The following is a 23,637-nucleotide window of genomic DNA, read 5'->3' as shown; positions in this document are numbered from 1 at the left end:
TCAGGGGCGAAACCAGTGCTGGGGGCGGGGATCGGTGTTCTGCCAGATGTGCTTGATCTCGCGGTATTCGTTCAGGCCGGTCGGGCCGAGCTCCCGGCCGACGCCGGACTGCTTGAACCCGCCCCACTCCGCCTGTGGCACATACGGGTGGTAGTCGTTGATCCACACCGTGCCGTGCCGCAGCCGCCCGGCCACGCGCTGCGCCTTGCCCGCGTCCGTCGTCCACACGGCCCCGGCCAGCCCGTAGTCGGTGTCGTTGCCCAGGGCGACGGCCTCGTCCTCACCCGAGAACCGCTCCACCGTCAGCACCGGCCCGAACGACTCCTCCCGGACCACCCGCATGTCGCGGTGGCACCCGTCCAGCACCGTCGGCGGGAAGAAGTACCCCTGCCCCTCCAGGCGCCGCCCGCCGCAGCGCAGTGTCGCGCCCTCGGCGATCCCCGCCTCGACGTACGCCTCGACCTTGGCCAGATGCCCGGCCGAGATCAGCGGGCCGGTCTCCGCCTCGGGGTCGAACGGCCCGCCGAGCCTGATCCGCTCGGCGCGGCGCACCACCGCGTCCACGAACTTCTCGTGGATGGAGTCCTCCACCAGCAGCCGGGCGCCGGCCGAGCAGACCTGCCCCGAGTGCAGGAAGACGGCGGTCACGGCGAAGTCGACCGCGGTGTCGAAGTCCGCGTCGGCGAACACGATGTTGGGGTTCTTGCCGCCCAGCTCCAGGGCGACCCGCTTGACCGTCTGCGCGGCCGAGGCCATGATCCGCCGCCCGGTCGCCAGCCCGCCGGTGAACGAGACCAGGTCCACGTCCGGGTGCTCGGCCAGCGGCGCCCCTGCCTCCGCGCCGGCCCCGAGCACCAGGTTGCCCACCCCCGGCGGCAGCCCCGCCTCCTCCAGCAGCCGCATCAGCAGGATCGCCGTGGACGGGGTCAGCTCGCTCGGCTTGAGCACGAAGGTGTTGCCCGCCACCAGCGCGGGCGCCACCTTCCAGGAGGTTTGCAGCAGCGGGTAGTTCCACGGCGTGATCAGACCGCAGACCCCGACCGGCTCGTACACCACCCGGCTGATCGCATCGGCGCGGCCGGTGTCGACCACCCTCCCGGCGTCGGTGCCCGCGATCCCGCCGAAGTAGCGGAAACTCGCGATCACGTCGTCGACGTCGTACTCGCTTTCCACCAGGCGTTTGCCGGTGTCCAGCGACTCCGCCCGCGCGATCTCGGCCTTGTCGCGCTCCAGCAGACCGGCCACCCGCAGCAGCAACGCCCCGCGCTCCCGCTCCGGCGTGCGCGGCCACGGGCCCTCGTCGAACGCCCGCCGGGCCGCCGCGATCGCGGCCTCCGTGTCGGCGCGGCCGGCTTCCGCGACGGTGGCCACATGCTGTCCGTCGGCCGGGCAGCGGATCTCGCGCCGGCCGCCCTCGGCCGCGTCGCGCCACTGCCCGCCGATGTACAGGTCCTTCATGTCAGGCGTCCTTCCTGTGCCGGTAGAACTCCGCCGGCTCTGGGGCCAGGGGAGTGTTACCGAGGATCAGGTCGGCCGCCTTCTCCGCGACCATCATCACCGGCGCGTAGATGTTGCCGTTCGTGACGTACGGCATGACCGAGGCGTCCACGACGCGCAGGCCCTCCAGGCCGTGCACCCCCATGGTCAGCGGGTCGACCACGGACATCTCGTCCACGCCCATCTTCGCCGTGCAGGAGGGGTGCAGGGCGGTCTCGCCGTCCTTCGCCACCCAGTCGAGGATCTGCTCGTCGGTCTCGACCTCCAGGCCGGGGGACAGCTCGCCGCCGTTGAACCCGTCCATGGCGGGCTGGTTGAGGATGTCGCGAGCCACCCGTACGGCCTCGACCCACTCGCGGCGGTCCTGGTCGGTGGACAGGTAGTTGAACCGCAGCGCGGGCTTCACGCGGGGGTCGGCGCTCTTGATCTTCACAGAGCCGCGGGCGTCGGAGTACATCGGCCCGATGTGCACCTGGTAGCCGTGCCCGCCGGCCGGCGCGCTGCCGTCGTAGCGCACGGCGACCGGCAGGAAGTGGAACATCAGGTTGGGGTAGTCGACGTCCTCGTTGCCGCGCACGAAGCCGCCGGCCTCGAAGTGGTTGGTCGCGCCGGGGCCCTTGCGCAGGAACAGCCACTGGGCGCCGACCATCGGCCGGTTGCGCCACTTCATCGCGGGCTGCATCGAGACCGGCTGCTTGCAGGCGTACTGGATGTAGACCTCCAGGTGGTCCTGGAGGTTCTCGCCGACACCGGGCAGGTCGTGGACCACGTCGACGCCGTGCGCCTTCAGATGGTCGGCGTCGCCCACGCCGGAGAGCTGCAGGAGCTGCGGGGAGTTGATCGCGCCACCGCAGAGGATGACCTCCCCGGCCCGCACCCGCTTGCCGTCGAACTCGACGCCGACCGCGCGCTTGCCCTCGAACAGGATCTTCGTGACGAACGCCCCGGTCTTGACCGTGAGGTTCGGGCGGTTCATCACCGGGTGGAGGTAGGCCCGGGCGGCCGACAGGCGGCGCCCGCGGCGTACGTTGCGGTCGAACGGCGCGAAGCCCTCCTGGCGGTAGCCGTTCACGTCGTCGGTCAGCGGGTAGCCCGCCTGCTGCACGGCTTCGAAGAAGGCCTTGAACAGCGGATTCCTGGCCGGGCCGCGCTCCAGCACCAGCGGCCCTTCGTGCCCGCGCAGCGGATCCGACGCGTCGGCGGCCAGGCAGTTCTCCATGCGCTTGAAGTACGGCAGGCAGTGCGCGAAGTCCCAGGTCTCCATGCCCGGATCGGCGCCCCAGCGCTCGTAGTCCATGGGGTTGCCGCGCTGGAAGATCATGCCGTTGATGCTGCTCGACCCGCCGAGCACCTTCCCCCGGGCGTGGTAGATGCGCCGGCCGTTCATGTGCGGCTCGGGCTCGGACTCGTACTTCCAGTCGTAGAACCGGCTGCCGATGGGGAACATCAGCGCGGCCGGCATGTGGATGAACACGTCCCACAGGTAGTCGGGACGGCCCGCCTCCAGCACGAGCACGCGGTTCGAGGGGTCGGCCGACAGCCGGTTCGCGAGAGCGCTCCCCGCTGATCCACCACCGACGATGACAAAGTCATACATGTCCGCCTCCCGGGCAGGATGATATTGATATGCGCAATAGAGTGCAGCATTCGCAACGTCACGCGTCGGACCCCGATCTCGTGGGGGCCGACGAGGCCGTCGTGCGGTCCGAGGGGAGCGGCGGCGTCCAGTCGGTGGACCGGGCCGTGACGATCCTGGAGATCCTCTCCCAGCGCGGCGAGGCCGGCGTGAGCGAGGTCGCCGCGGAGATCGGCGTCCACAAGTCCACCGCGTTCCGGCTCCTCGGCGCCCTCGAGGCCCGCGGCCTGGCGGAGCAGGCCGAGGACCGCGGCAAGTATCGCCTCGGCTTCGGCATCGTCCGGCTCGCCGCCGGGGTGGCCGCGCGCCTCGACCTCGTCCAGCAGAGCCGCCCGGTGTGCCGGCGGCTCGCCGAGGAGATCGGCGAGACCGTCAACATCGCCGTCGCGCGGTCCCACTACGCCATCAACCTCGACCAGGTGCGCGGCCAGGCGGCCGTGACCGCGCACAACTGGGTCGGCCAGCCCACCCCCCTGCACGCCACGTCGAGCGGCAAGGTCCTGCTCGCCCACCTCGACGAGCGGCGCCGCGAACGGCTCATCGCCGCCGCCGGGCTGGAGCGCTTCACGCCGGCCACGGTGACCGACGCCGCCGAACTGCGGCGGCAGCTCGACGAGGCGCTGCGGCGGGGCTACGCGGTCACCGTGGAGGAGTACGAGATCGGGCTGAACGCCATCGCCGCGCCCATCCACTCCCACGAGGGTGAGGTGGTGGCGGCCGTCAGCGCCTCCGGCCCGGCCTACCGGTTCAGCGAGGAGCGCATGCGCGAGCTCGCGCCCGTGCTCGTCGCGGGCGCCGCCGACATCAGCCACCGTCTCGGCCACGCCGGGTGACCGGGGTCACCGCACGCCCGGTATCGGGGGACCCGACACCAGAAGACACGGCGCCGGAGGGACGTCCCCGGCGGGACGCGACGGCGCTCATCGCGCCCCGGCGGGCTCGTTCACGCGGCGCCGCCACCGGGTGAACGAGCGCGGCTGGTCGACGCCGAGCACCGCGACCGTGCGGCCCTCCCGCCGGTAGACGGCCAGGAAGCGGTGGGACCCGAGGTCGCCCTCCTCGACGCTCACCTCGTCTCCCGGCAGCGTGTGCCCGGCGAACTGCACGCGCATGCCGTACTGGTCGGACCACAGGTAGGGCGGCGCGAGGGCGTCCGGAACGGCGGAGCCGCCGGACAGCAACGTCTGCGCGGCCGTCGCGGGACGCCGCGCCGCGCCGGTCCAGTGCTCCACGCGCAGGTGGGTGCCGAGAGCAGGGTCGAACCAGGCGGCGCAGTCGCCGACCGCGACGACTCCCGGCACGCTCGTCGCGCCGCCGGTGTCGCAGACGACGCCGTCGCCGACCTTCACCCCGCTGCCGTCGAGCCAGTCCACCGCCGGCCGCGCGCCGATGCCGACGAGCACCACGTCGGCGTCCAGGCGGCGCCCGTCCTCCAGCAGCACGCCGTCGACGCGGCCCTCGCCCGTCAGGGTCCGTACGGCGGCGCCGCAGATCAGGCGCACCCCGTGCGCCTCGTGCAGCCCGGCGAGCGCGGTGCCCATCTCGGGCCCGAGCGCGCGGGCGAACGGCGCGGGCGCCGCCTCGACGATCGTCACGTCGAGCCCGAGCGTGCGGGCGACGCAGGCGACCTCGGCGCCGATGAAGCCCGCCCCGATCACCACGAGCCGCCGTGCGGCGTCGAGATCGGCCCGCAGGGCCGCCGCGTCCTCGATCGTACGCAGCGTGTGCACGCCGGACAGATCGCTCCGGAGGGTGCGGGCGACCGCGCCGGTGGCGATCACCACGCCGTCGGCCTCGACCGTTGAGCCGTCGGCGAGCGCGATCCGCAGCGACCGGCCCTGTTCCAGCCCGGTCGCGGCGACGCCCAGGCGCCACTCGGCGTCGAGGTCCTCGCCGTCGCCCTCCAGGGCGAGGTCCACCGTCGTCATCCGGCCGGCGAGGAACTCCTTGGACAGCGGGGGCCGGTCGTAGGGGCGGTGCGCTTCGGCCCCGACGATCGTCAGGCGCCCGCCGAAGCCCTGGGCGCGCAGCGCGCGGGCCGCCGACAGCCCGGCGAGCGACGCGCCGACGATGGCGACGGATTTCACGGCACCCTCACGACGTCTCAGGCCGAACCGGTGCGGACGCCGGGCGGGAGGTTCGGCGGCAGGTCCGACGGCACGACGTAGACGGTCTCGTCCCGGACCACCACCTGGTGGGTGCGCACCGGCAGCTTCGCGGGAGGAGCGTCCACCCGGCCCGTGCGCAGGTCGAAGCGCGACGCGTGCAGGGGGCACTCCACCTCGCATCCTTCCAGCCACCCGTCCGCGAGCGAGGCGTCCTGGTGCGTGCAGGTGTCGTCCACCGCGTACAGTTCGCCGTCCTCGGTGTGAAAGACGGCGATCGGGGGATCTGTCTCGATTCGGAGGGCCTCACCCCTGGGCAGGGCGGCGAGGGGGCACGCAGGAATCATGCGGAGGTTTCCAGTTTCGTAAGGTGGAACAGGAAGCGCTATACGCAACAGATTGAGCGGAGATCGCGCCAAAGTCAAGGGGCGACATATCGCCTACGGGGTGATAAGCGCGACTCTGATCCGGGCGCAGGTGAGGCCCCTGTTTACCGCTCCTGCCGACCGCGAGAACCGGAAAGGCCGGAAAGACATACGGCCCCGCCGCCGGTCGCCGGAGGGGCGACAGGCGGCGGGGCCGCACGCGATGTGGGTCGGGTGGGGGGTCAGGCGGCGACGGTCGTGCGGCCGCGCACCTGCAGGACGGTCAGCAGGCCGACGACGACGGTGACGGCGCCGGTGATCCAGGCGGTCCACGCCGAGGCGGAGTCGCCGTCGAAGCCGAACGCCCAGGGGGAGACGAACAGCAGGGCGCCGAACGCCGCGGTCACCCAGGAGCTGGCGCCGCCCGCGCCCAGGATGGACCACAGGGCGGAGACGACGAGCAGGGCGCCGAGAACGAGCAGTGGCTGCGTGGCCGCCTGGGCGTCGGCCCAGAAGAACGGTGCGAGCACCGCGACCAGCCCGGCGACGAGGGCGACGATGTCGGACAACGATCTCGTGAGATCCATCCGTGCCTCCGTACGGGGAGAGGTGACCTATGACCCGACGGTGTGCCTGATTGACCGCCCGGTCAACAATCCGTTACGTCAGGATTTCCTAACCCTGTGTCACATCGTCCTGAACCATCCCGCCGGGGCGAGCGACGGTGGCCGCCGGCCGGGGAAGTCCCCGGCCGGCGGCCACCGTGGAACGCGACGGTCAGCGGTTGCCGCCGACCGCGACGGTCTCCTTGCTGTAGTTCCTGCCGTTGCCGTCCGGCTTGTAGTTCTTCTCGACGTTGCCCGCGAGGTCCATGGCGAACCAGTGCACCTCGGTGGTCTTGTCGATCGAGATCTTCGCGGCGCCCTCACGCATGCCCGAAGAGGTCAGCTTGGGCGAGCTCAGCGTCGGCCGGCTGCCGTCGAGGGTGTAGTAGACGTTCGCCGGCTCGTCCACGGTGAAGGTGAACGTCGTCGAGGTGTCGGTCCTGTCGGTCACCACGAGCGTCGAATCGGGCCGCTGCTTGTCCTTGTCGTAGGCGCGGGCGACCTCGAGGATGCCGATCTGGCCGTTGGAGAACTCCATCGCCTCCTCGTGGCCCTCCTCGAACGGAGGCTGGAAGCCGACCGCGAGATACTGCTTGGTCGCCTGGTCGTAGACGTCGGCGCCGACCTCGAAGTCCCAGCCGATGATGCCCTTGTTGTACCAGAACTCGTCGGCGCTGTTGCCGGCCGCCGAGTAGAGCACGTCGATCACCGGGCCGGTGCGTCCCGGCCAGATGGCCGTGCCGCGCCAGCCCTGGACGGCGGACAGGATGTGGGTGGAGGCGTTCCAGAAGTACTCCTCCGTGCCGAGGTCCGTCCGCGGCAGCGTCTCCCGTCCCGCGGTCTTGTACGCCCCGGGAGGCCACATGAAGTAGCCGCCGTAGGAGTGGGTGTTCATCGCGAACTTGATGTTCGGGAACTTCTCCGTGAGCCACACCTCGTTGCGTGTCTCCGGCTCCGACAGCTCCGCCGGCCCGGCGAAGGTGTCGCTGGTGCAGGTGGTCGAGCCGCCGTTGTATCCGTCGCGGACGCTGCCCACCGAGAAGTTGCGGTTGAGGTCGACGCCCCAGGAGTTGCGCCGCCCCGGGTCCGCGGCGTCGGCGGCGCAGTAGTTGACCATGTTCCTGCGCTGCATGTTGTAGTCGTACATCGAGTAGTGGGCGCCGTCGGGGTTGATCGTCGGCACGATGAAGATGTCGAGATCGTCCACCAGCTTCCTGGTGTCCGGGTCCTGCGCGTAGTTGCGCAGCAGCCGCTCGGCGGTCTCCACACAGGTGATCGGGGTCACCCACTCGCGGGCGTGCTCCTGGCAGTAGAGGAACACGCCGGTCTTCGAGCCGTTCCGGCTCTTGCCGATGCGCAGCGCCTTCATCTGGAACGGCTGACGCGAGACGCTCGCCGGCGCCTTCAGGTTGTCGGTCAGCTTCGTCGCCGGGGCCGCCGCCACCACACCGGCGCCCGTGCTGGTCCGGTAGAGGCTCGCGGTCAGCAGCGCCGAGGCGGCGGAGCTGCCGTTCAGCGCGGCGACGACCTGGGAGGCCGTGCTGGTGACCACGCCGGAGGCGTCCGTGGCCAGGTTGACCACCACGTCCTTGCCGTTGACGGCGACCGAAAGCGGGGCCGAGGCGGTCCCGGGGTTCACCAGCGCGACGCCGACGTCGTTGCCGCCCTCGCTGCCGTACGCCTTGGACGTCACGTAGAACGTGCTCGCCAGCGCGCTCCCCGAGCCCGCGCCGAACTGCGCCTGCGCCTGGCGGCGGTAGCCGTTCGTCTTGTTCGGGAGGTCGACGATCTCCGAGATCTTCGGGAACTCCTTGGACAGCGCCACGATCCGGCCGGTGACCTCGGTGGGGTCCATGTAGTGGTCGACGAAGTCCTGCACGTAGTGCTTGCTCGGCGCCTTGCGCGGCTCGCCCAGCCACTTCGTCACCGGCACGGTGATCGAGCCGCCCCGGTTGCTGGTGATGGTGACCTTGGTGGGGGCCTCCGTGATCGGCAGCGGCGAGTTGAACCGGTGGTACATGTACTGCCCGGCGTCGGTGAAGCGGGACATCGTCGCCGTGCCGCCGGAGTCGGGGGCGGTGCCGGGGCCGCTGTCCCAGGTGGCGGTGAGCACGGTCTGGGCGTCCGTCGCGCTCGTCTTCACCTCCACCGAAAGGAAACGCTGGTTGTCGAGGCTGGTGAACCACTCGGCGCGCAGCGGTGTGAGCGTGTCGGTCTCGGTCGCGTCGGCCGACGCGGAGGCCAGAGCCTGGCGCCGCTCGGCCAGGTTCGCGGCGTAGTCGCTCTGGTCGGAGATGGCGTCGCGGACGTCGAAGCCCTGGTCGCGCAGGCTCCGCGCCTCGTCGGGGCTGAGCACGGCGTGCACCTCGATGCCGCCGTCGACGGGCTTGCTGTACTCGGCCAGGTCGACGCCCAGGGCAACCAGCTTGTCCACGCCCGACTGGTCGGCGACGACGACGCGCATCAGCGCGACGCCGTTCTGTGCGGTGCTGGACGCCCGGTCGGGCGGGACCGGATCGGGAGAGGGACCGGCGAGCGCAGGGAGGGCGTTCAGGGTGATCGCCAGGGGGAGTGCGAGTGCGGCGGCGTAGCGCCGCGCCCTGCGGGGAGAGCTCCTCATCGAGTTTCCTCCATCTGGCGTGCCGTCCGGGAAGGGGGGTCAGCCCGGAACGGATCACGCGAGGTCGAGGGAAGTCTTTGTCACCCCGAAAAGGTCGTCAAGGTGCATGAACCCCCCAAATTCGGGATTTTTCCGCAACGAGATGGCTTAGTGCCTAATTGGGTATTTAGCGCCTCTTGTCATGTGGGGCCGATATGAGTAACGGTCCCGGGTAGGCCCTTCTCCGTCACCGCATCAGCACGAGCCGTACGGCCTCGGCGACGGGCACGCCTCCGCCGATGAGTTCGAGGACGCGATGCCGCGTCTCCGGGGCGTCGATCAGCGCGGCGATCACGGCGGCGACGTCGTCGCGCGGCACCGCCCCGGAGGGAAGCGGCGGATCGGCCAGCGTCACCAGGCCGGTCCCCGGCCCGTCGGTGAGCCGCCCCGGCCGCAGGATCGTCCAGTCGAGCGGGCGGGCGCGCAGGTCCTCCTCCGCCGCCGTCTTCGCGGTGATGTAGGCCGTCCAGACCTCGTCGCTCCCCGGCGCGGGCGGCGATCCCGCGCCCATCGAGGAGATCTGGACGAAGCGGGACACGCCGGCCCGCCCGGCCGCGTCGGCGAGCAGCACCGAGGCGCCCTGGTCCACCGTGAACTTGCGCGCGGCGCCGCTGCCGGGCCCCGCCCCGGCCGCGAAGACGACGGCTCCGGCTCCCCGCAGGATCTCGGCCACCTTCTCCGGCGCGGTCCGCTCCAGGTCGCACAGCACCGCCTCGGCGCCGGCCGCCTCCACGTCCGCGACCTGATCCGGGTTGCGGATCAGCCCCACCGGCGCGTCGCCCCGCCCGCTCAGCAGGCGTGCCAGCCGAAGGGCGATCTTCCCGTGTCCGCCCGCGATCACCACGCGCATGCGCTCACCTCCGCGCCGATCCTGCCACGACCCCTCCCGGCCGCCCGGGCAGGCCGCGCCGTCACTTGCCCGTCTTCACTGGTCAATGGTTACTTCTTGTGATAGTCATGTCACTACTAGTAATCAGCAAAGTGTCTGTGGAGACGACATGCTCATGGGCGTACTCGCGGTCGCGGCGGCCGTCGGGCTGGTGGCCGTGGCGGCCCTTCTGTTCCGCGCGCTGGGCCGGGGCACCGACGATCGCGATCCCGGCGGCACGTCCGCCGGTCACGCCGGGTCGATGCTCTCCTCGCTGTTCCTGCTCGTGTTCGCCATCGCGATCGTCGTGCCGTGGACCTCGGCCGACTCGGCGCGGCAGAACACCTACTCGGAGACCCAGGCGCTCGTGGAGGCCTACTGGGCCGCCGCGCCGCTCCCCGCCCCCGACGCCGCCCAGGTGCGCGAGGGACTGCGCGAGTACGCGAGATACGTCCTCGAGGACGAGTGGCCGCAGATGGCGGCCGGGCGCCTCGGCACCGAGGGGACGGCGCGGCTGGAGTCGCTGCGCGCCCGGGTGACCGAACTGCCGGCCACGACCGACGAGGCGCGCGACGCGAAGGACGCGGTGCTGGAGCGGATGGCGGACCTGTTCGCCGCCCGCAGGCAGCGCGCCGCCGACGCGGGCACCGCGCTGCCTCCCGGCGTCATGCTGCTGACGGTCCTCACGGGCGTCCTCGTCGTCGTCTTCCCGTTCCTGGCCGGGGCCCGTCCCCGGGGGCTCACGCTCGTGCCGTTGACGGCGATGGCGGTCCTGCTCGGCGTCGGCGTCTATCTCGCCTGGAACATCTCCCACCCCTTCAGCGGTGGCCTGGCGGTGAAGCCCGACGCGTTCGTGAGCGCCCTGCACGAGTTCCAGCGGATCCCCGAGGGCCGCTGACATGGGCAGGACGGCGGGCCCGCGCGTGGCCGTCGCGCTCGTCCGCGCCGGTGCCGTGCTGACCTGTGCCACCCTGACCTGTGCGACCCTGACCTGGGCCACGTCGGCCGCCGCGCTTCCCGCGCCGGTGCGGGCAGCCGCCGGCGCGTCTTCCACGGCCGACGATCCGGATGGACCGGGCCTGCGGGTCGGCGTCTGCGTCGACGTCGACGTGATCGTCGACCTGCACGCCGAGGTCGGCATCGGAGGGCCCGGCTGCACGCCGCCGACGCCCGTCCCGCCGCCGGCACCCTCCCCGGAGCCTCCGGCGCCGGCTCCCGAGAAGCCCGCCCCGGCGCCCCGGCACTCTCCGCATCGGGTGGCGGTCGCGCCCCGGCCGCCCGTGGCGGTGCCGTCCCCCCGCCCTCGTGCGACGCCGCGTCCCGCCCCGTCGCCGTCGAGGTCACCGGTTGCCCGCGTGCCGGCCATGCGCGCGATCGCGCCCGTACGGCACCGCAACCCCCTGGGGACGCTCACGGTCGTCGTGGTCCTGTCGGTGGCGATCGCCGCCGCCGGTGCCGCAGCCTTCCGCCGGTAGGAGGACACGGGCGGCGACGCCGGGCCGGAGAACGAAGTGGGCGGCAGGCGCTGACGCGGCCCTCATCGCCGGATTGCGCCGGAAGGGGGGTCGATGAGCGCGGCGCCGAACACCCACGGCGAGGTCTGGGCGATGAAGTCGCCGGGAAATCCGAGGGTGAACTCGGTGGCATGCTCCAGGCGGGTGCGCACTTCAGGGGGGAGGGCGAGGCCGGCGGCGGCGAGATTGCCCCGCAGTTGGTCGGCGGAACGCGCCCCGACGATCGGATGGACGGCGGGAGAGCGGCTCATCGTCCACGCGATCGCGACCTGTGCCGGGGTCGCGCCGAGGTCGTCGGCGGCCTCCTGAACGGCCCGGGCGACGGCGTGGTCGCGGGCCGAGAGCGACTCGGCCTTCAGCCGTCCCGTGGGCACGGCCCCGTCCGGGCGGGTGTCCTCACCGGACAGCGTGTACTTGCCGGACAGCACCCCGCCGCCGAGCGGGCTCCACGCCGTGACGCCGAGCCCGAGGGACTCGGCCATGGGGAGCAGTTCCCGTTCGATGTCACGTTGCAGCAGGCTGTACGGCACCTGCAGGCCGATGAAGGGACTCCAGCCGCGCCACTCGGCGAGGGTGTTGGCGCGGGCCACGACCCAGGCGGGGGCGTCGGAGATCCCCACGTACAGCACCTTGCCGGCCTGGACGGCGTCGTCCAGCGCGCGCATGGTCTCCTCGATGGGCGTGTCACGGTCCCACATGTGCACCCAATAGAGGTCGAGGTAGTCCGTACGCAGCCGGCGCAGGCTGGTCTCCAGGGAGGCCCGGAGGTTCTTCCTGTGGTTCCCCCCGGCGTTCGGGTCGGAGCGGTCGCGGGAGACGGTGTACTTCGTGCCGAGGACGAACGACTCGCGCCTGCCCTCGAGCAGCTCGCCGAGGATCTCCTCACTGGCTCCGTCGCGGTAGTTGACGGCCGTGTCGATCATGTTGCCACCGGCCTCGGCGTACAGGTCGAGCATCCGCCGGCACTCCGCCGCCGGCGCGCCGACCCCGCCCTGCTCTCCGAAGGTCATCGCGCCCAGGATCAGTTCGGACACCCGAAGACCGCTCGTGCCCAAGGTGCGATACCTCATACCGATGTCTGCACTTGTCATGAAGGGCACCATACACCGTGTATGGACATTGTGTCTGTACAAGGCGTCCGTACAGCACGTCGGTATCCTGAGGGGCATGCCTCTGAAGCCCGGCGCGAAGTCGGCCCGTAGATCGGCCGCGGAGCCGGCGTCCACCGGGTTGCGGGAGCGGATCCTGTCCGCGACCCGCGAGCTGCTGCGGGAGCGCCGCTTCGACACCCTCAGCGTCGCCGACATCCTCACCGCCGCGGAGGTCTCCCGGGCCAGCTTCTACTTCTACTTCCCGAGCAAGCAGGCCGTGCTCGGTGAGCTGGTGCGCGACGCCGTGGCGCAGGGGCAGCAGGCGGCGGCCCCGTGGATCGGCGGGTCGCAGGACCCCGTCGCCGCGCTGCGTGCGGGGGTGCGGGACGGTGCCCGGCTGTGGCGCGACAACGCGGGCGTCCTCATGGCGATCGTGGAGAGCCAGGGCTCGGACGAGGGGCTGCGAGCCCTCTGGCTGGAACAGATGAACCTGTTCACCGACGCCGCCGTGGCCCGGATCGAGTCCGACCCGCAGGCCCGCAGGCGGCTCGGGGACATGGACGTGCGCGCCGTCGCCGCGTCGCTGACCTGGATGGGTGAACGGCTCTACTATCTGGCCGCGGCCGGTGTCCCCCCGTTCGACGACGAGGAGGTCCTCGTCGACGCTCTCACCAACGCCTGGGTGTCGATCCTCTACGGCCGGCCGGTCACCCCGCCCAGCCGGATTCCCAGGGCAGAGCAGCGGAAAGACCCCGCGGACTGATCACCGGTGCAGCGGAGCCGGCGTCGCGTCCGAGGACGGCGCCGGCTCCGCGCGCTCTCATTCAGGACCGGTTCGCCCGGGCCACGACCTCCTCGCTCGTCAGGGGGCTGCTCGGGTGGTGACTCAGGCACAGCGGCGTACGGACCTTCGTGAACGACCCGCCCTCGAACGCCGCGTAGAACTGGCCGGACCGCAGCCGCGCCACGTCGGGGACGTCGCCACCCTTGGCCCTGGCCAGCTCCCGCGCCGCCGTGATCTGGGCCGGCGCGTTGAGCAGGCCGAAGAACTGGGTGGCGGCGTTGCCCGTGATCCGGTTGTGCAGGCCCTTCGGCGCCTGGGTGGCGAACACCAGCCCGAGGCCGTACTTGCGGGCCTGCGCGGCGAGGGCGAGCGTGCTCTGGGTGCACACGGTCGCCGTCCCCGACGGCGCGAACGTCTGGGCCTCGTCCATCACGAACAGCCCGCCGAGCGGCCGGTCTCCGGCGGGATGCCGCTTGATCCAGGAGAACAGCGCCATCTGCAGCTGGTTGACGAAGCCCTGCCGCTGGGCGTCGGAGGCCATGCCGGTGAGGCTGATCACCGAGACGCGGGCCCGCCTGCCCTCCGGCGGCGTCAGCAGGACGCCCGGATCGACGGGCGTCCCGGTCCCCGCGAACAGGGGATCGCTGATCGTCTCCGCCCTGAGGTGCTGGGCCATCTCGGTCGCGAGCCTGGGCGCGCCTTCGAGACTGCTCACGCCGTCAGGAAGGTCGTCGAGCAGGGCGATCAGGCCGCCCAGTCCCGTGCCGCCGCGCCGTCCGTAGTGGGCGACGGCCTCGCGGAGCACCGCCTGGCCGAGATGGGCCCTGGCCGTCTTGGCCTCCAGCTTCGCCCGGGGCACGAGCGCGGCGAGGGCGGCGTCCACCGCCTCGCCGAACTCGTCCGGGTCGTCGGCGACGCCGGCGAAGTCGGGTAGTGGCTGGAAGCTCAGCGGGCGTCCCGACTCCTTGCGCGGCGTCCAGATGACCACATCGGTGTTCGCCAGGTAGTCGTCGGCCCTGGCAGCGTCGCCCTCGCCCCACTCCGGCGGCGGCTCCGGCCACCGGTCGCCGAGCCGCGCGAGGTCGTTGTTCGCGTCGAGGACGATCGCCGAGACCCCCTGAAGGGCGCACTCCTCCACGAGGCGGCGGATCAGCACCGTCTTGCCGGAGCCCGAGCCGGCGAAGATCGCCGCATGCTTGCGCAGGGTCTCCAGCGGAATCCGCACCGGCCGGTCGTCCGAGGTCGCCGCCCCGATCGTCAGGTACGGAGCGGCCGGGGCCTCGTCCGCCGACAGCGGCCTGCGCGGACGCGGAACGGCCGCTGCCTCCGCCGCCGGCATCTCCGTAAAGGACGCCTCGACCGGCGTCTCCACAGCCGGTACCTCCGCGACCGGCGTCTCCGCGACCGGCGTCTCCACAGCCGGCACCTCCGCGGACGGCGCTTCGACCGGCGATGCCTCGGGGGAGGGCAGAGGCGGCCAGACCTGCAGATCGGGAACGGCCGGGCCGAGGGTTACGCCGCCGGGAAACGCGACGCTCGCACCGACACGTTCCGGCACATCGCCGAAGGCCGGAGACAGCGCATCGCCGGCGGCGGGAGACGGCATATCGCCGAAGGCCGGAGACAGCGCATCGCCGGCGGCGGGAGACGGCATATCGCCGAAGGCCGGAGACAGCGCATCGCCGGCGGTCGCGGGCGGCGCGGCGCCGGAGGCTGGTGAGGGCGCGGTGCCGGTGGCCGGGGATGACATGGTGACGGCGTCCGGTGACGGCGTTTCGGCCATCGGCAGCGGCGTGAGTCCCGGCACCGCCTCTCGGCGGAGCAGACGCCGCTCGGGATTGGCGGTGCGCCGGGGGCGGTCCGGCGACCGGGCCGGCCGCGAGGACCTCCCGCTCCCGGTGCTGGACACGCTCGGAACGGCCGCGTCGCTCAGCGCCTCGGCGAACAGCTTCACCTCGTTCGTCGGCTTGCGGGAGACGAGCCATGCCTGGAGGTCCGCCGGGTTTTCGGTCAGCAGGGTGCGAAGAGCCGAGAAGATCCTCAGGTCGTTCTCCTCGACCTGGAGGACACGGCCCCCCGCCTGCTCGAAGGCGGCCAGAGTCTCCTGGGTGGCGGGCCCCTTCGCCCAGCTCTGGTTCCTGAGCACGAAGAGTTTGCGCGCGGGTATCCGATCGTCGAGCCCGGCCGCCGTGGACGCGGCCTTCAGCCGGTTGAGCGCGGCGGTGTGATGGGACGCGGAGATGGCCCGGAAACACCAGTGGGCCTCGTTCTCCGTCGCCTCGTCCAGGGTCCGCCGCAGGCGGGCGTGCAGGGGCGGCTTCGTGCTCGGAGGCGGGTCCTGGGCGAACAGGCGTCCGTCCTCGCCCTGCTCGGCGATCCAGGCGGACAGCCCGGCCGACAGCAGTCCCGGCATCACGGCGTCCTCCGTGATCGGGTCCAGCGCCTCCACCACGTCCGCCCGCTGCCGCAACTCCGCGAAGCGCCTGTCGAGCTCGCCGAAGTCCGGTCCCGGTCCCGGTCTCGGGCGCTGCTTTGTGGTAATGACCTTGGTGGGCTGGGAGCCGGTCAGCCGTTCCAGCTCCGCGACCTGCCCGCTCGCCAGGCACGACCGCACATGCGTGTCGATCCGGATGAGCAACTGGCGAGGCGTGTACTGGTTCGCCTCCTCGAACGCCTCAGGCTTCACCGGCCAGGTCGGATACGGCGGCGTGAACCCGACCGTCCCGTACTGCGCACTGAACCGCTTCTCGATCAGCGCCCGGCCCGTCTCCGCGTCCGGGATCGTCCCCAGCGGCAGGGTCATCCGGAAGCGGTCCTGGACGGTGTCGGTGGCATGCTCTTCGATCAACGTCCATGTGAGGGGGAGGCAGGACAGGACCGTCAGCGTGCGGCGGGTCACCTCGCGAAGTGTCATCAGACCACCCGCGACGCGTTCGATCGTCCTGCGGTGCTCCGGGTCCTCCGCCGATCCGCCCCCGGTGAGGGTGGCGGACTGGGCGATCAGCGTGTCGACCTGGTCCACGGCGATGACGGTGGGACCGGTCAGTGCGAGAAGTCTGGACAGGTCGTGGACCATCTCCTGCGGTGTCTTCTCGACGGTCCGGAACCCCCATCCCGCGCGCTCGCCGGGCTCTCCCTGCGGCGCCGAGATGAGGTAGGCGTCACCGATGTCCTGCGCCGCCAGGCCATGCGAAGCCCGCAGGGTGAGGGCCCGTGCGGTGTCCTGCACCTCACGGCCGACGTGCGGGTCGTATCGGCGCAGGGCGTCGATGAAGGCATCCAGGTCAGCCCGGGACAGGGGGACGTCGCCGATGATCGGGCCCCGTGCCGCCTGTGGCACCTCGGCGAGCACGCAGAGGCGCCACAAGAGTTCCCTCAGCTGACTGCCGTCCCCGGCCAGCGGCCGGGAGAGGCTGTCGAGCATGGAGAGCAGCACGCTCTCCCAGAAGTCCTTCGCGTCGAGCAGGCTGACCAGGAAGAAGTAGGCGTCCTCTTCGTGTACCTTCTCGCGCACCCAGCCGAGGAGGTGTGTCTTACCCGTCCCCCGCTGGCCCTGTATCGCGACGCCTATGGGGCTCGCGGCGACGCTCTCCTCCGCCTCCAGCAGACCGTCGAGGATGACCTGCGCGGCGTCCCGATGCATCCCCTCGACATGGAACGGCAACGGGCGCCACACGTCGTCGGCGACCCGCGTGTAGTTGAACCGCAGGGCCCGAAGGGCGTCGAGTTCGTCGCTCGTCATCATGCTCCGATCAAGATGAGGTGCTTGGCCTGGTCCCCGATCACGACAGCCGCGCTCCTGTCCTCGTCGGTGAGCATCTTCTGGTTGGACTCGGGCACCAGGCGTACGTCGGGGAGCCCGATCATCCGGCGGAAGGCGGCGTCGACCTCGTCCCTGGGGGCATCGCCGAGCAACGGACGCAGCCGGGTCAGGCTGACCCAGGCGTTCGGCTTGTCGGCGAGCTGCGCGTACGCCTTGCGGATCATCGTCTCGATGTCGTCGGACGTGGACGCGGGCACGCTCGCGGCCGGCGTTTCCACGATCGCGATCGGTGCTGCCGCCGGCTCGGAGGCGGGCGGTTCCGCAACCGGTTCTCCGGTGTTCGCGGGGACGAGGTCCTCCTCCCGCCCGAAGATCTCGGCGAGGCTGTTCTCGCTCCGGGCGATGTGCCGCTGGAGGCCGGAGACCATGGCCCGGACGACCGCTTCAAGTGCCCGTGCCGCGAGACGGCCGGACCTGGGGACGCCCTCGCGGAAGATCTCGGCTGCTCTGGCCCAGCCGTCGTCCGTCAACGCGTGCGTGAACGCCTGCCCTCTCTTTCCGACCTCGATCAACTTGAGCTGGTGCAGGTGCTGGCGTTCGGCCTTGCTGATTTCCAGGCCGAACTGGTCCTTGAGTTCCGGGTTCGTGAACTCGCGGGCCTCGGCCATGAGCAGCAAGAGGATGGCGGTCTCACGCTGGGAGAGGGTGTTGTCAGGCATGGAGTGACCCTTCGAGCGTTCCATGGCGGCACTGGTGGAGGAAGCGCTCCAACTCGGCGAGCACGGTGCCGAGGCGTTCCAGCACCTGCTCGTTCGTGAAGCGGCGGACGGCGTAGCCGTCCCGGCGGAGGCGCAGGTCGCGCTGTCTGTCCGCGGCGAGGCGGAGGGGCCGGAGATGCTCGGGGCCGTCGATCTCGACCACGCATCGCTCGGCGCGCCAGAGCAGGTCGACGCGGATCGGATTGCTGAGCGGTCCTGAGGCGTGGAGCTGGTTCCACTCGCGGCCCGCCGCCCAGGCGCACGGCGACAGTGCCGCCTCCAACCGCCGCTCGGCGGCGCTGGCCGGGTGCGGCGATCCGGCCAGAGGCGGGAAGGCGAGCGCCGGCAGCGGAGACTCCACGGCACCGCCGGAAGTGATCTCGCGGGCGAGCGCCGCGACCTCTTCGGGGATCGGGGCGGCCATGGTCTCGATCCGGTCGACGGAGCGCGGCGGCGGCCCGATGAGCCAGACGCCGAACCCGCCGTGGTGGGCCAGCCATTCGCACGCCGCGACCAGCACCTCCTCGGCGGCAGGCGAGAGCCCGGAGGGAACCCGTACGAGGATCGCGGCCTCCGGCCGCCGGTAGCCCGAACGGAGCACCCGGGCCAGCCCGGCGGCACGGATTTCGGGCGGGAAGTCTCCCCGAGCCTGACCGCGCAGGGCGCGTTCCGCCAGGTGGGCGAGGAAGGGCGCGAAGTGCCTGGTGGCGGAGCCCGTACGCAGGGCGAGGGCGCGAACGGCGGGGACGGCCGCGCCGCCGGGTCCGGTGATGCCGTCCGCATCGGGCAGCCAGGCGGGGAACATCGCCAGCGCGGCGGACTCCAGTTCCCCCAGTACGTCGGCGACCACGTCCGCGGGGGTCCCGGCCAGGCGGGGCACGTAGGTGACCAGCGCGGGCGCGTCATCGGGCAGGGGGTCGACCGCCAGGGCGACGGCGTCCGGGTCGCCGTGCAGGTGCACGTCCCCGCCCGCGTGCAGGTGCACGTTCTCACCTGCGTGCAAGTGCACGTCCCCGCCCGCGTGCAGGTGCACGACCCGGCCCGTGGGAATCTCCCTCCACGAGCGTGCCACGCCGTCCCCGCCTGTCGTTGAAGATCCAACAATCTCGACCCGGCAGAGGGTATCGGGCAGTGGCAGGACCGTCCACAAAATCGGAATTATCCGGTCTCGGATCTGATCAGGCGGAGGAACGCCTTGATGCCCGACAGGACCTCCTGGTTGTCGGTGAGACGGCTGAGGGAGTCCTCGAACTTCCTGCCCATGGCGTCGAGCCGGCGGTCGAGGTCGTCCCCGCGCGCGGTGGCGGCGTGGAACCCGGCGCGCGTCTCCGAGGTGAGGGCGTCGAGGCGCTCGGCCAGTTCGGCGGCCCTGGCCTCGGACTCCTCGGCCCGCACCTCAAGCGCTGTGACTCGCTCGACGAGCGTGACGACGTCCTCGCGCGGATACCGGACCTCCTCCAGCATCGTGGTCATGCGGTTGCGCAGGTGGGAGAACCAGGCCCCGGCCGGCCTGAAGAACGTGGCGATCAGGTAGAAGACGGCGAAGTAGTAGCCGACGGTCTCGCCGGAGAAGTAGGTGACGGCCGCGAGCAGGGCGGCCGACAGCAGGTGGGCGGCGACGGCCGCTCTGCGCATGCGCATCGCGATGCGGCGGGCCTCCGCCTCGCGCTCCGGCGAGACCTCCACCCCGCGTTCACGGCTGACACGTATCTCATGGATCAGGGCATGGGCCTGGAAGTACAGGTTCCACGGCACCGTCAGGAGCACGATCAGCCAGAGCAGGCACAGCGCTCCGAAGCCCAGCGAGACGACCACCGGCAGTGGTACGTCCACCACGTAGACCAGGACGATCCCCGCGATCGTGGAGACGATCGCGAGAAAGACGATCCCGCTTCTGCTCACGGCCATCCTTTCCGTCGGCGTTCGGACACGTCAGTGTCGCCGCAGGATCGGCGCGCGGGCATGAGTGGGATCACCCGGATCGCCTGAGTACGACCGCTCAGTAGAAAGGGGGTGGTCCGGGACGCGGACCACCCCCACTCGTCACCCGAAGAAGCTCGTCACTTCTCGAAGACGGGAACCCCGTCGCGGACGAGCTTCCAGTTCGCCTCGGCGAACGTCGCCGGGTCGATGGTGCCGCTCGCGGCGGCGTACTCGATCAGCGCCTGGCGGATCTCCACCTGGGCGTTGTAGACCACGGGGGCGGTCGAGACGTGCGGGAAGCCGCCGCCGCCCGACTGGCGGTAGTTGTTGATGGCCACGACGAACTGCTGGTCGGCGGTGACGGGCTTGCCCTGGTAGGACAGGCCGACGATGCGCTGGCCGACCGGCTTGGAGATGTCGATGTCGTACGTCACGCCGGAGAGCTGGTCGTAGTTGTAGTCGGGCGTGCCGCCGGCGTTGGTGAGCGTGCCGAGGTCGATCGGCGCGCCCGGGGCGACCTGGGCGAAGTACTTCGCCGAATACTCCAGGAAGTCCTTGATCTGGGCGCCGTTCAGCTTGATGCCGAGCAGCGTGTTGTCATAGACGTACAGCCCGGCCATGTCGCGGACGCTGACCGGCCCGGCCGGGAACACGGCGGTGCGGCTGAACGGCGCGGCGATCGACAGCACGGGCAGCGAGGCGTCGGCGGTGCCGGCGATGGCCTTGCCGACGAGGTCGGTCTGGACCTTCTGGATGTAGTCGAGGATCGGCGTGTCCTTGTACGGCGACTCGGCCGCCGACAGCTCCTGGGTGGACTGGGCGATGACCTTGTTGACGTAGCCGACCGTCTTGTCGTGCGACTCCTTCACGAGCGCGACGATCTTCGGGTCCTCGGCCACGGTGTTGGTGTTGAGCGTGGTGGACGACTTGCCGGTCACCGTCCACTTCCCGCGCTCCTTGGCGAGCGTGAAGTCGACGACGCTGAGGCGCTGGCCCCACTTGCTGGGCTCGGTCAGCAGCACCTGCTGCCCGGTGACCTTGTTGGTCACGAAGCGCTGCGGCACGTCGTTGTGCGCGTGGCCGAACAGGACGGCGTCGACGCCGGGCACCTGCTCGGCGACCATGGCGGCGGCGTTCTCCACCGGCAGGTCCGAGCCGTAGGACGACAGGCCGTTGTCACCCGCGTGGGCGGTGACCAGGACCACGTCGGCGCCGAGACCGCGGATGACCGGCACCCACTTCTTGGCGGTCTCGACGAGGTCGAGGAACCTCAGCTTGCCGTCGACGTTCGCCTTGTCCCAGATCGCGACGCCGGGGTTGGTGAGGCCGAGCACGCCCACCTTGATCGGCTTTTCGCCCTTCACCTTCATGGTCTTGATGACGTACGGCTGGTAGGCCGGCAGGCCGGTCTCGGCGGAGACGGCGTTCGCGCCGAGGACCGGTGCCTTCATCTGCTTGACCCACGCGCCGAGCAGCGGCAGGCCGTAGTTGAACTCGTGGTTGCCCAGCGTCACGGCGTCGTACCCGATGGCGTTCATGGCCTTCGCCATGGGGTGGACCTGGCCGGTCGAGGTGATCGGCTCGATCTTGGCGTAGTAGTAGTCCAGCGGCGTGCCCTGGAGGGTGTCACCGGAGTCGAACAGCAGGGTGTGGTCGGCGCCGCGGTCGGCCCTGATCTTCGACACCATCGTCGAGATCTTCGCCAGGCCCACGTCGTTGTGCGCGCTGTCGTCGTACTCCGCGTTCTTGTAGTAGTCCCAGTTGAGCGCGTTCCCGTGGATGTCGGAGCTGGCCATGACGGTGATCTTGACCGTGTGGCTCGGGGCCGCGGTGGCGGGGGTGCCGGGCAGGAGGAGACCGAGGGCCACGACGCCGGCGCCCGCGGTCAACCTGATCGCTGAACTCATGCTGGGTGACGATAGTGATGCCCAATTACCAAGTGGTCACGAAGTCCTTAACCGGACATGTCGCTACAAGGTGACACGCCTGTCACCCACGGGGAGCCACGTCGTGGGTAGGACCAGTGGGATGGCGGACAAACTCGAGACCTACCGGGCAAAGCGCGACGCGACGCGCACCAGCGAGCCGGTCCCCGCCGAAGGGCCGCTGCCGCGGGGCGAGGACGACACGTTCGTCATCCAGGAGCACCACGCCAGGTCCCTGCACTGGGACCTGCGCCTGGAGCGCGGCGGGGTGCTGGTCTCCTGGGCGATCCCCAAGGGCCTGCCGCCCGACCCCGCGACCAACCACCTCGCCGTCCACACCGAGGACCACCCCATGGAGTACGCCCGGTTCGAGGGCGAGATCCCCAGGGGCGAGTACGGCGGCGGCACGATGACGATCTGGGACCGCGGCCACTACGCGACCGAGAAGTGGAGCGACCGCGAGGTCAAGATCGTGCTGAGCGGCTCCCGGGTCGCGGGCCGCTACGTGCTGTTCCAGACCCGGGGCCGCAACTGGATGATCCACCGGATGGACCCGCCCAGCGGGCGGTGGGCGCCTCCGCCCGCCTCGCTCGCGCCGATGACGCCGATGACCCGCGCCCGCGTGCCGCGCGACCCGGAGGCGTACGCCTGGGAGTTCTGGTGGGACGGTGCACGGGCGCTCGCGTACGTGGAGGGCGGCAGGCTCACCCTGCGCGACGCGGCCGGCGCGGACGTCACCGGGGAGCACCGCTGGCTGCGCCCGCTGGCCGCGGCGTTCGGCAGCAGGGCCGTCGTGCTCGACGGCGAGGTCGTCACGTTCGCGGGCACTCCCGTCTACGTCGCCTACGACCTGCTCTACGACGACGGCCGGTCGTTGCTGGACGAGCCGTTCGAGCGCCGCCGTGCGGGGCTGGAGGACCTCGCGGTCGACGGGCCGCGCTGGCAGACGGCGCCGTCCTGGCCCGGGGAGGTGGACGCGGTAAGGCGGGCGGCGGCCGAGCAGGGCCTGCCCGGTGTGGTGGGCAAGCGCCTCGGCTCCGCGTACGCGCCGGGGGAGGAGTCCCCCGCCTGGGTGCGGCTGCCGGGAAGGCCTCAGGGTAAGGCCGGTGGCGCGGGGTAGGGAGCACGAGGGGGAGGTGCCGAGATGTCCGAGCAGCACCACCAGGTCACCGGCGAGCACAAGTACGAGCAGGAGATCGCCTCCTCGGAGGAGCACGAGGAGCGCCCGGGACGCAGCCTGATCACGACCGACCACGAGGTGATCAGGCGCTGGGCCGAGGAACGGGACGCCAAACCCGCCACCGTCCCCGGCACCGAGCACGAGGGCCGTCCAGGGGTCCTCCGGTTCGACTTCCCGGGCTACGGCGGCGGCGACCTGAAGGAGATCTCCTGGGACGAGTGGTTCACGACGTTCGAGCAGCGCAAGCTCAACTTCATCTACCAGGAGCACCGCAAGGACGGCAGCCCGAGCAACTTCTTCCGGCTGGAGAACCCCGAGCGCGAGGACGCCTGAGTCAGGTCTTCTCGCCGTCCCGTGCGGCGGCGCTCGCCGACCGGAGCAGGCCGAGTTCGGCGGCGTAGTCCTCCAGCTTGGTCCGCAGCTGCCGGCGTCCCCGGTGCAGCCGTGACATGACCGTGCCGATGGGGACGTCCATGATCTGCGCGATCTCCTTGTAGGCGAAGCCCTCCACGTCGGCGAGGTAGACCGCCAGCCGGAAGTCCTCGGGCAGCTCCTGCAGCGCCTGCTTCACCCGGGAGTCGGGCAGCCCCTCCAGGGCCTCCACCTCGGCCGACTTGAGCCCCGACGAGGTGTGCGAGGCCGCCTCGGCGAGCTGCCAGTCCTCCACGTCCTCGGTCGCGGACCGCTGCGGCTGCCGCTGCTGCCTCCGGTAGGTGTTGATGTAGGTGTTGGTCAGGATGCGGTACAGCCAGGCCCGCAGGTTCGTGCCCTCGCGGAACTGGTGGAAGTTGCTGAAGGCCCGCATGTAGACGTCCTGCACCAGGTCTTCGGCGTCGGCGGGGTTTCGAGCGAGCCGTAGGGCGCCGGCGTAGATCTGGTCGATGTACGGCAGCGCGTCCCGCTCGAACCGCAGCCGCCGCCGTTCGACCGCCGTGTCGTCGACGATCGTCATATCCCCACCTCC

The 23,637-nt window shown here is 71.2% G+C and carries 20 protein-coding genes; 6 read left to right on the top strand and 14 right to left on the bottom strand.

Features of this window, described 5'->3' with window-relative positions; genetic code table 11:
- Both HHX35_RS20250 and betA read right to left on the bottom strand, forming a co-directional pair.
- The gene (locus tag HHX35_RS20250; protein ID WP_182900310.1) at positions 1-1,458 is read right to left on the bottom strand and encodes an aldehyde dehydrogenase family protein; all 1,458 of its coding nucleotides are present in this window, start codon (positions 1,456-1,458) and stop codon (positions 1-3) included.
- Position 1,459: 1 nt separating this feature from the next.
- A complete protein-coding gene (gene betA / locus HHX35_RS20245) occupies positions 1,460-3,094 on the bottom strand; it encodes a choline dehydrogenase (protein ID WP_182900309.1) in 1,635 nt (544 codons plus the stop codon).
- A 41-nt stretch (positions 3,095-3,135) separates the two neighbouring features.
- Between betA and HHX35_RS20240 the strand changes: the two genes are divergently transcribed.
- Positions 3,136-3,966, top strand: a complete 831-nt coding sequence (locus tag HHX35_RS20240; RefSeq protein WP_310739187.1) for an IclR family transcriptional regulator — start codon at positions 3,136-3,138, stop codon at positions 3,964-3,966.
- A gap of 87 nt (positions 3,967-4,053) precedes the next feature.
- On the opposite strand, the gene HHX35_RS20235 is transcribed toward HHX35_RS20240, so the two are convergent.
- From HHX35_RS20235 to HHX35_RS20215, 5 genes are all read right to left on the bottom strand, one after another.
- The gene (locus HHX35_RS20235; RefSeq protein ID WP_182900307.1) at positions 4,054-5,220 is read right to left on the bottom strand and encodes an NAD(P)/FAD-dependent oxidoreductase; all 1,167 of its coding nucleotides are present in this window, start codon (positions 5,218-5,220) and stop codon (positions 4,054-4,056) included.
- Between the two features lie 17 nt (positions 5,221-5,237).
- Positions 5,238-5,585 (bottom strand): bifunctional 3-phenylpropionate/cinnamic acid dioxygenase ferredoxin subunit, encoded by a 348-nt coding sequence (locus tag HHX35_RS20230; RefSeq protein ID WP_079315939.1) that lies wholly within the window; start codon positions 5,583-5,585, stop codon positions 5,238-5,240.
- 260 nt (positions 5,586-5,845) lie between these two features.
- Positions 5,846-6,190 carry an SPW repeat protein gene (locus HHX35_RS20225; RefSeq protein WP_079315940.1) on the bottom strand — a complete coding sequence of 115 codons (345 nt, stop codon included), beginning with the start codon at positions 6,188-6,190 and terminating at the stop codon, positions 5,846-5,848.
- Between the two features lie 190 nt (positions 6,191-6,380).
- On the bottom strand, positions 6,381-8,828 hold the full coding sequence (locus HHX35_RS20220; protein ID WP_182900306.1) for a M14 family zinc carboxypeptidase: 2,448 nt from the start codon (positions 8,826-8,828) through the stop codon (positions 6,381-6,383).
- A gap of 226 nt (positions 8,829-9,054) precedes the next feature.
- Positions 9,055-9,717 (bottom strand): SDR family oxidoreductase, encoded by a 663-nt coding sequence (locus HHX35_RS20215; protein ID WP_182900305.1) that lies wholly within the window; start codon positions 9,715-9,717, stop codon positions 9,055-9,057.
- A 148-nt stretch (positions 9,718-9,865) separates the two neighbouring features.
- On the opposite strand from HHX35_RS20215, the gene HHX35_RS20210 reads away from it, so the two are divergent.
- Together HHX35_RS20210 and HHX35_RS20205 are read left to right on the top strand one after the other, a co-directional pair.
- Positions 9,866-10,633, top strand: coding sequence for a DUF4239 domain-containing protein (locus HHX35_RS20210; RefSeq protein WP_182900304.1), 768 nt, complete (start codon positions 9,866-9,868; stop codon positions 10,631-10,633).
- 1 nt (position 10,634) lies between these two features.
- The gene (locus HHX35_RS20205; RefSeq protein ID WP_182900303.1) at positions 10,635-11,210 is read left to right on the top strand and encodes a hypothetical protein; all 576 of its coding nucleotides are present in this window, start codon (positions 10,635-10,637) and stop codon (positions 11,208-11,210) included.
- Positions 11,211-11,272: 62 nt separating this feature from the next.
- On the opposite strand, the gene HHX35_RS20200 is transcribed toward HHX35_RS20205, so the two are convergent.
- Positions 11,273-12,319 carry an aldo/keto reductase gene (locus HHX35_RS20200; RefSeq protein WP_182900409.1) on the bottom strand — a complete coding sequence of 349 codons (1,047 nt, stop codon included), beginning with the start codon at positions 12,317-12,319 and terminating at the stop codon, positions 11,273-11,275.
- A gap of 97 nt (positions 12,320-12,416) precedes the next feature.
- Here HHX35_RS20200 and HHX35_RS20195 point away from each other — a divergent pair, with 97 nt between their 5' ends.
- Positions 12,417-13,103, top strand: a complete 687-nt coding sequence (locus HHX35_RS20195) for a TetR/AcrR family transcriptional regulator (RefSeq protein WP_182900302.1) — start codon at positions 12,417-12,419, stop codon at positions 13,101-13,103.
- A 61-nt stretch (positions 13,104-13,164) separates the two neighbouring features.
- On the opposite strand, the gene HHX35_RS42655 is transcribed toward HHX35_RS20195, so the two are convergent.
- The 5 genes from HHX35_RS42655 to HHX35_RS20170 all read right to left on the bottom strand — a co-directional run bounded on the left by HHX35_RS42655 (position 13,165) and on the right by HHX35_RS20170 (position 21,475).
- Positions 13,165-16,869: a helicase HerA domain-containing protein gene (locus HHX35_RS42655; RefSeq protein WP_259405198.1), complete on the bottom strand. Its 3,705-nt coding sequence runs from the start codon at positions 16,867-16,869 to the stop codon at positions 13,165-13,167.
- Positions 16,866-17,606 carry a hypothetical protein gene (locus tag HHX35_RS20185; RefSeq protein WP_182900301.1) on the bottom strand — a complete coding sequence of 247 codons (741 nt, stop codon included), beginning with the start codon at positions 17,604-17,606 and terminating at the stop codon, positions 16,866-16,868. The genes HHX35_RS42655 and HHX35_RS20185 overlap by 4 nt, the downstream gene beginning before the upstream one ends.
- A complete protein-coding gene (locus HHX35_RS44670; protein ID WP_182900300.1) occupies positions 17,599-18,717 on the bottom strand; it encodes a DUF559 domain-containing protein in 1,119 nt (372 codons plus the stop codon). The genes HHX35_RS20185 and HHX35_RS44670 overlap by 8 nt, the downstream gene beginning before the upstream one ends.
- Before the next feature lie 86 nt (positions 18,718-18,803).
- Positions 18,804-19,547, bottom strand: coding sequence for a hypothetical protein (locus tag HHX35_RS20175; RefSeq protein ID WP_220505643.1), 744 nt, complete (start codon positions 19,545-19,547; stop codon positions 18,804-18,806).
- 158 nt (positions 19,548-19,705) lie between these two features.
- On the bottom strand, positions 19,706-21,475 hold the full coding sequence (locus HHX35_RS20170) for a 5'-nucleotidase C-terminal domain-containing protein (protein WP_182900298.1): 1,770 nt from the start codon (positions 21,473-21,475) through the stop codon (positions 19,706-19,708).
- Positions 21,476-21,596: 121 nt separating this feature from the next.
- Here HHX35_RS20170 and HHX35_RS20165 point away from each other — a divergent pair, with 121 nt between their 5' ends.
- Positions 21,597-22,613 carry a DNA polymerase ligase N-terminal domain-containing protein gene (locus HHX35_RS20165; protein ID WP_182900297.1) on the top strand — a complete coding sequence of 339 codons (1,017 nt, stop codon included), beginning with the start codon at positions 21,597-21,599 and terminating at the stop codon, positions 22,611-22,613.
- A 24-nt stretch (positions 22,614-22,637) separates the two neighbouring features.
- Complete coding sequence (locus tag HHX35_RS20160) at positions 22,638-23,006, top strand: hypothetical protein (protein WP_182900296.1); 369 nt, start codon at positions 22,638-22,640, stop codon at positions 23,004-23,006.
- A 1-nt stretch (position 23,007) separates the two neighbouring features.
- Here the strand turns inward: HHX35_RS20160 and HHX35_RS20155 are convergent, their stop codons facing one another.
- A complete protein-coding gene (locus tag HHX35_RS20155) occupies positions 23,008-23,625 on the bottom strand; it encodes a sigma-70 family RNA polymerase sigma factor (RefSeq protein ID WP_139576789.1) in 618 nt (205 codons plus the stop codon).
- Between the last annotated feature and the right edge of the window lie 12 nt (positions 23,626-23,637).

It is taken from the genome of Microbispora sp. H10830 (genome assembly GCF_014161375.1).
Taxonomy (GTDB): domain Bacteria; phylum Actinomycetota; class Actinomycetes; order Streptosporangiales; family Streptosporangiaceae; genus Microbispora; species Microbispora catharanthi.
Note: the sequence above shows the minus strand (reverse complement) of the source record. Positions and strands in the feature narration are given on the sequence as shown.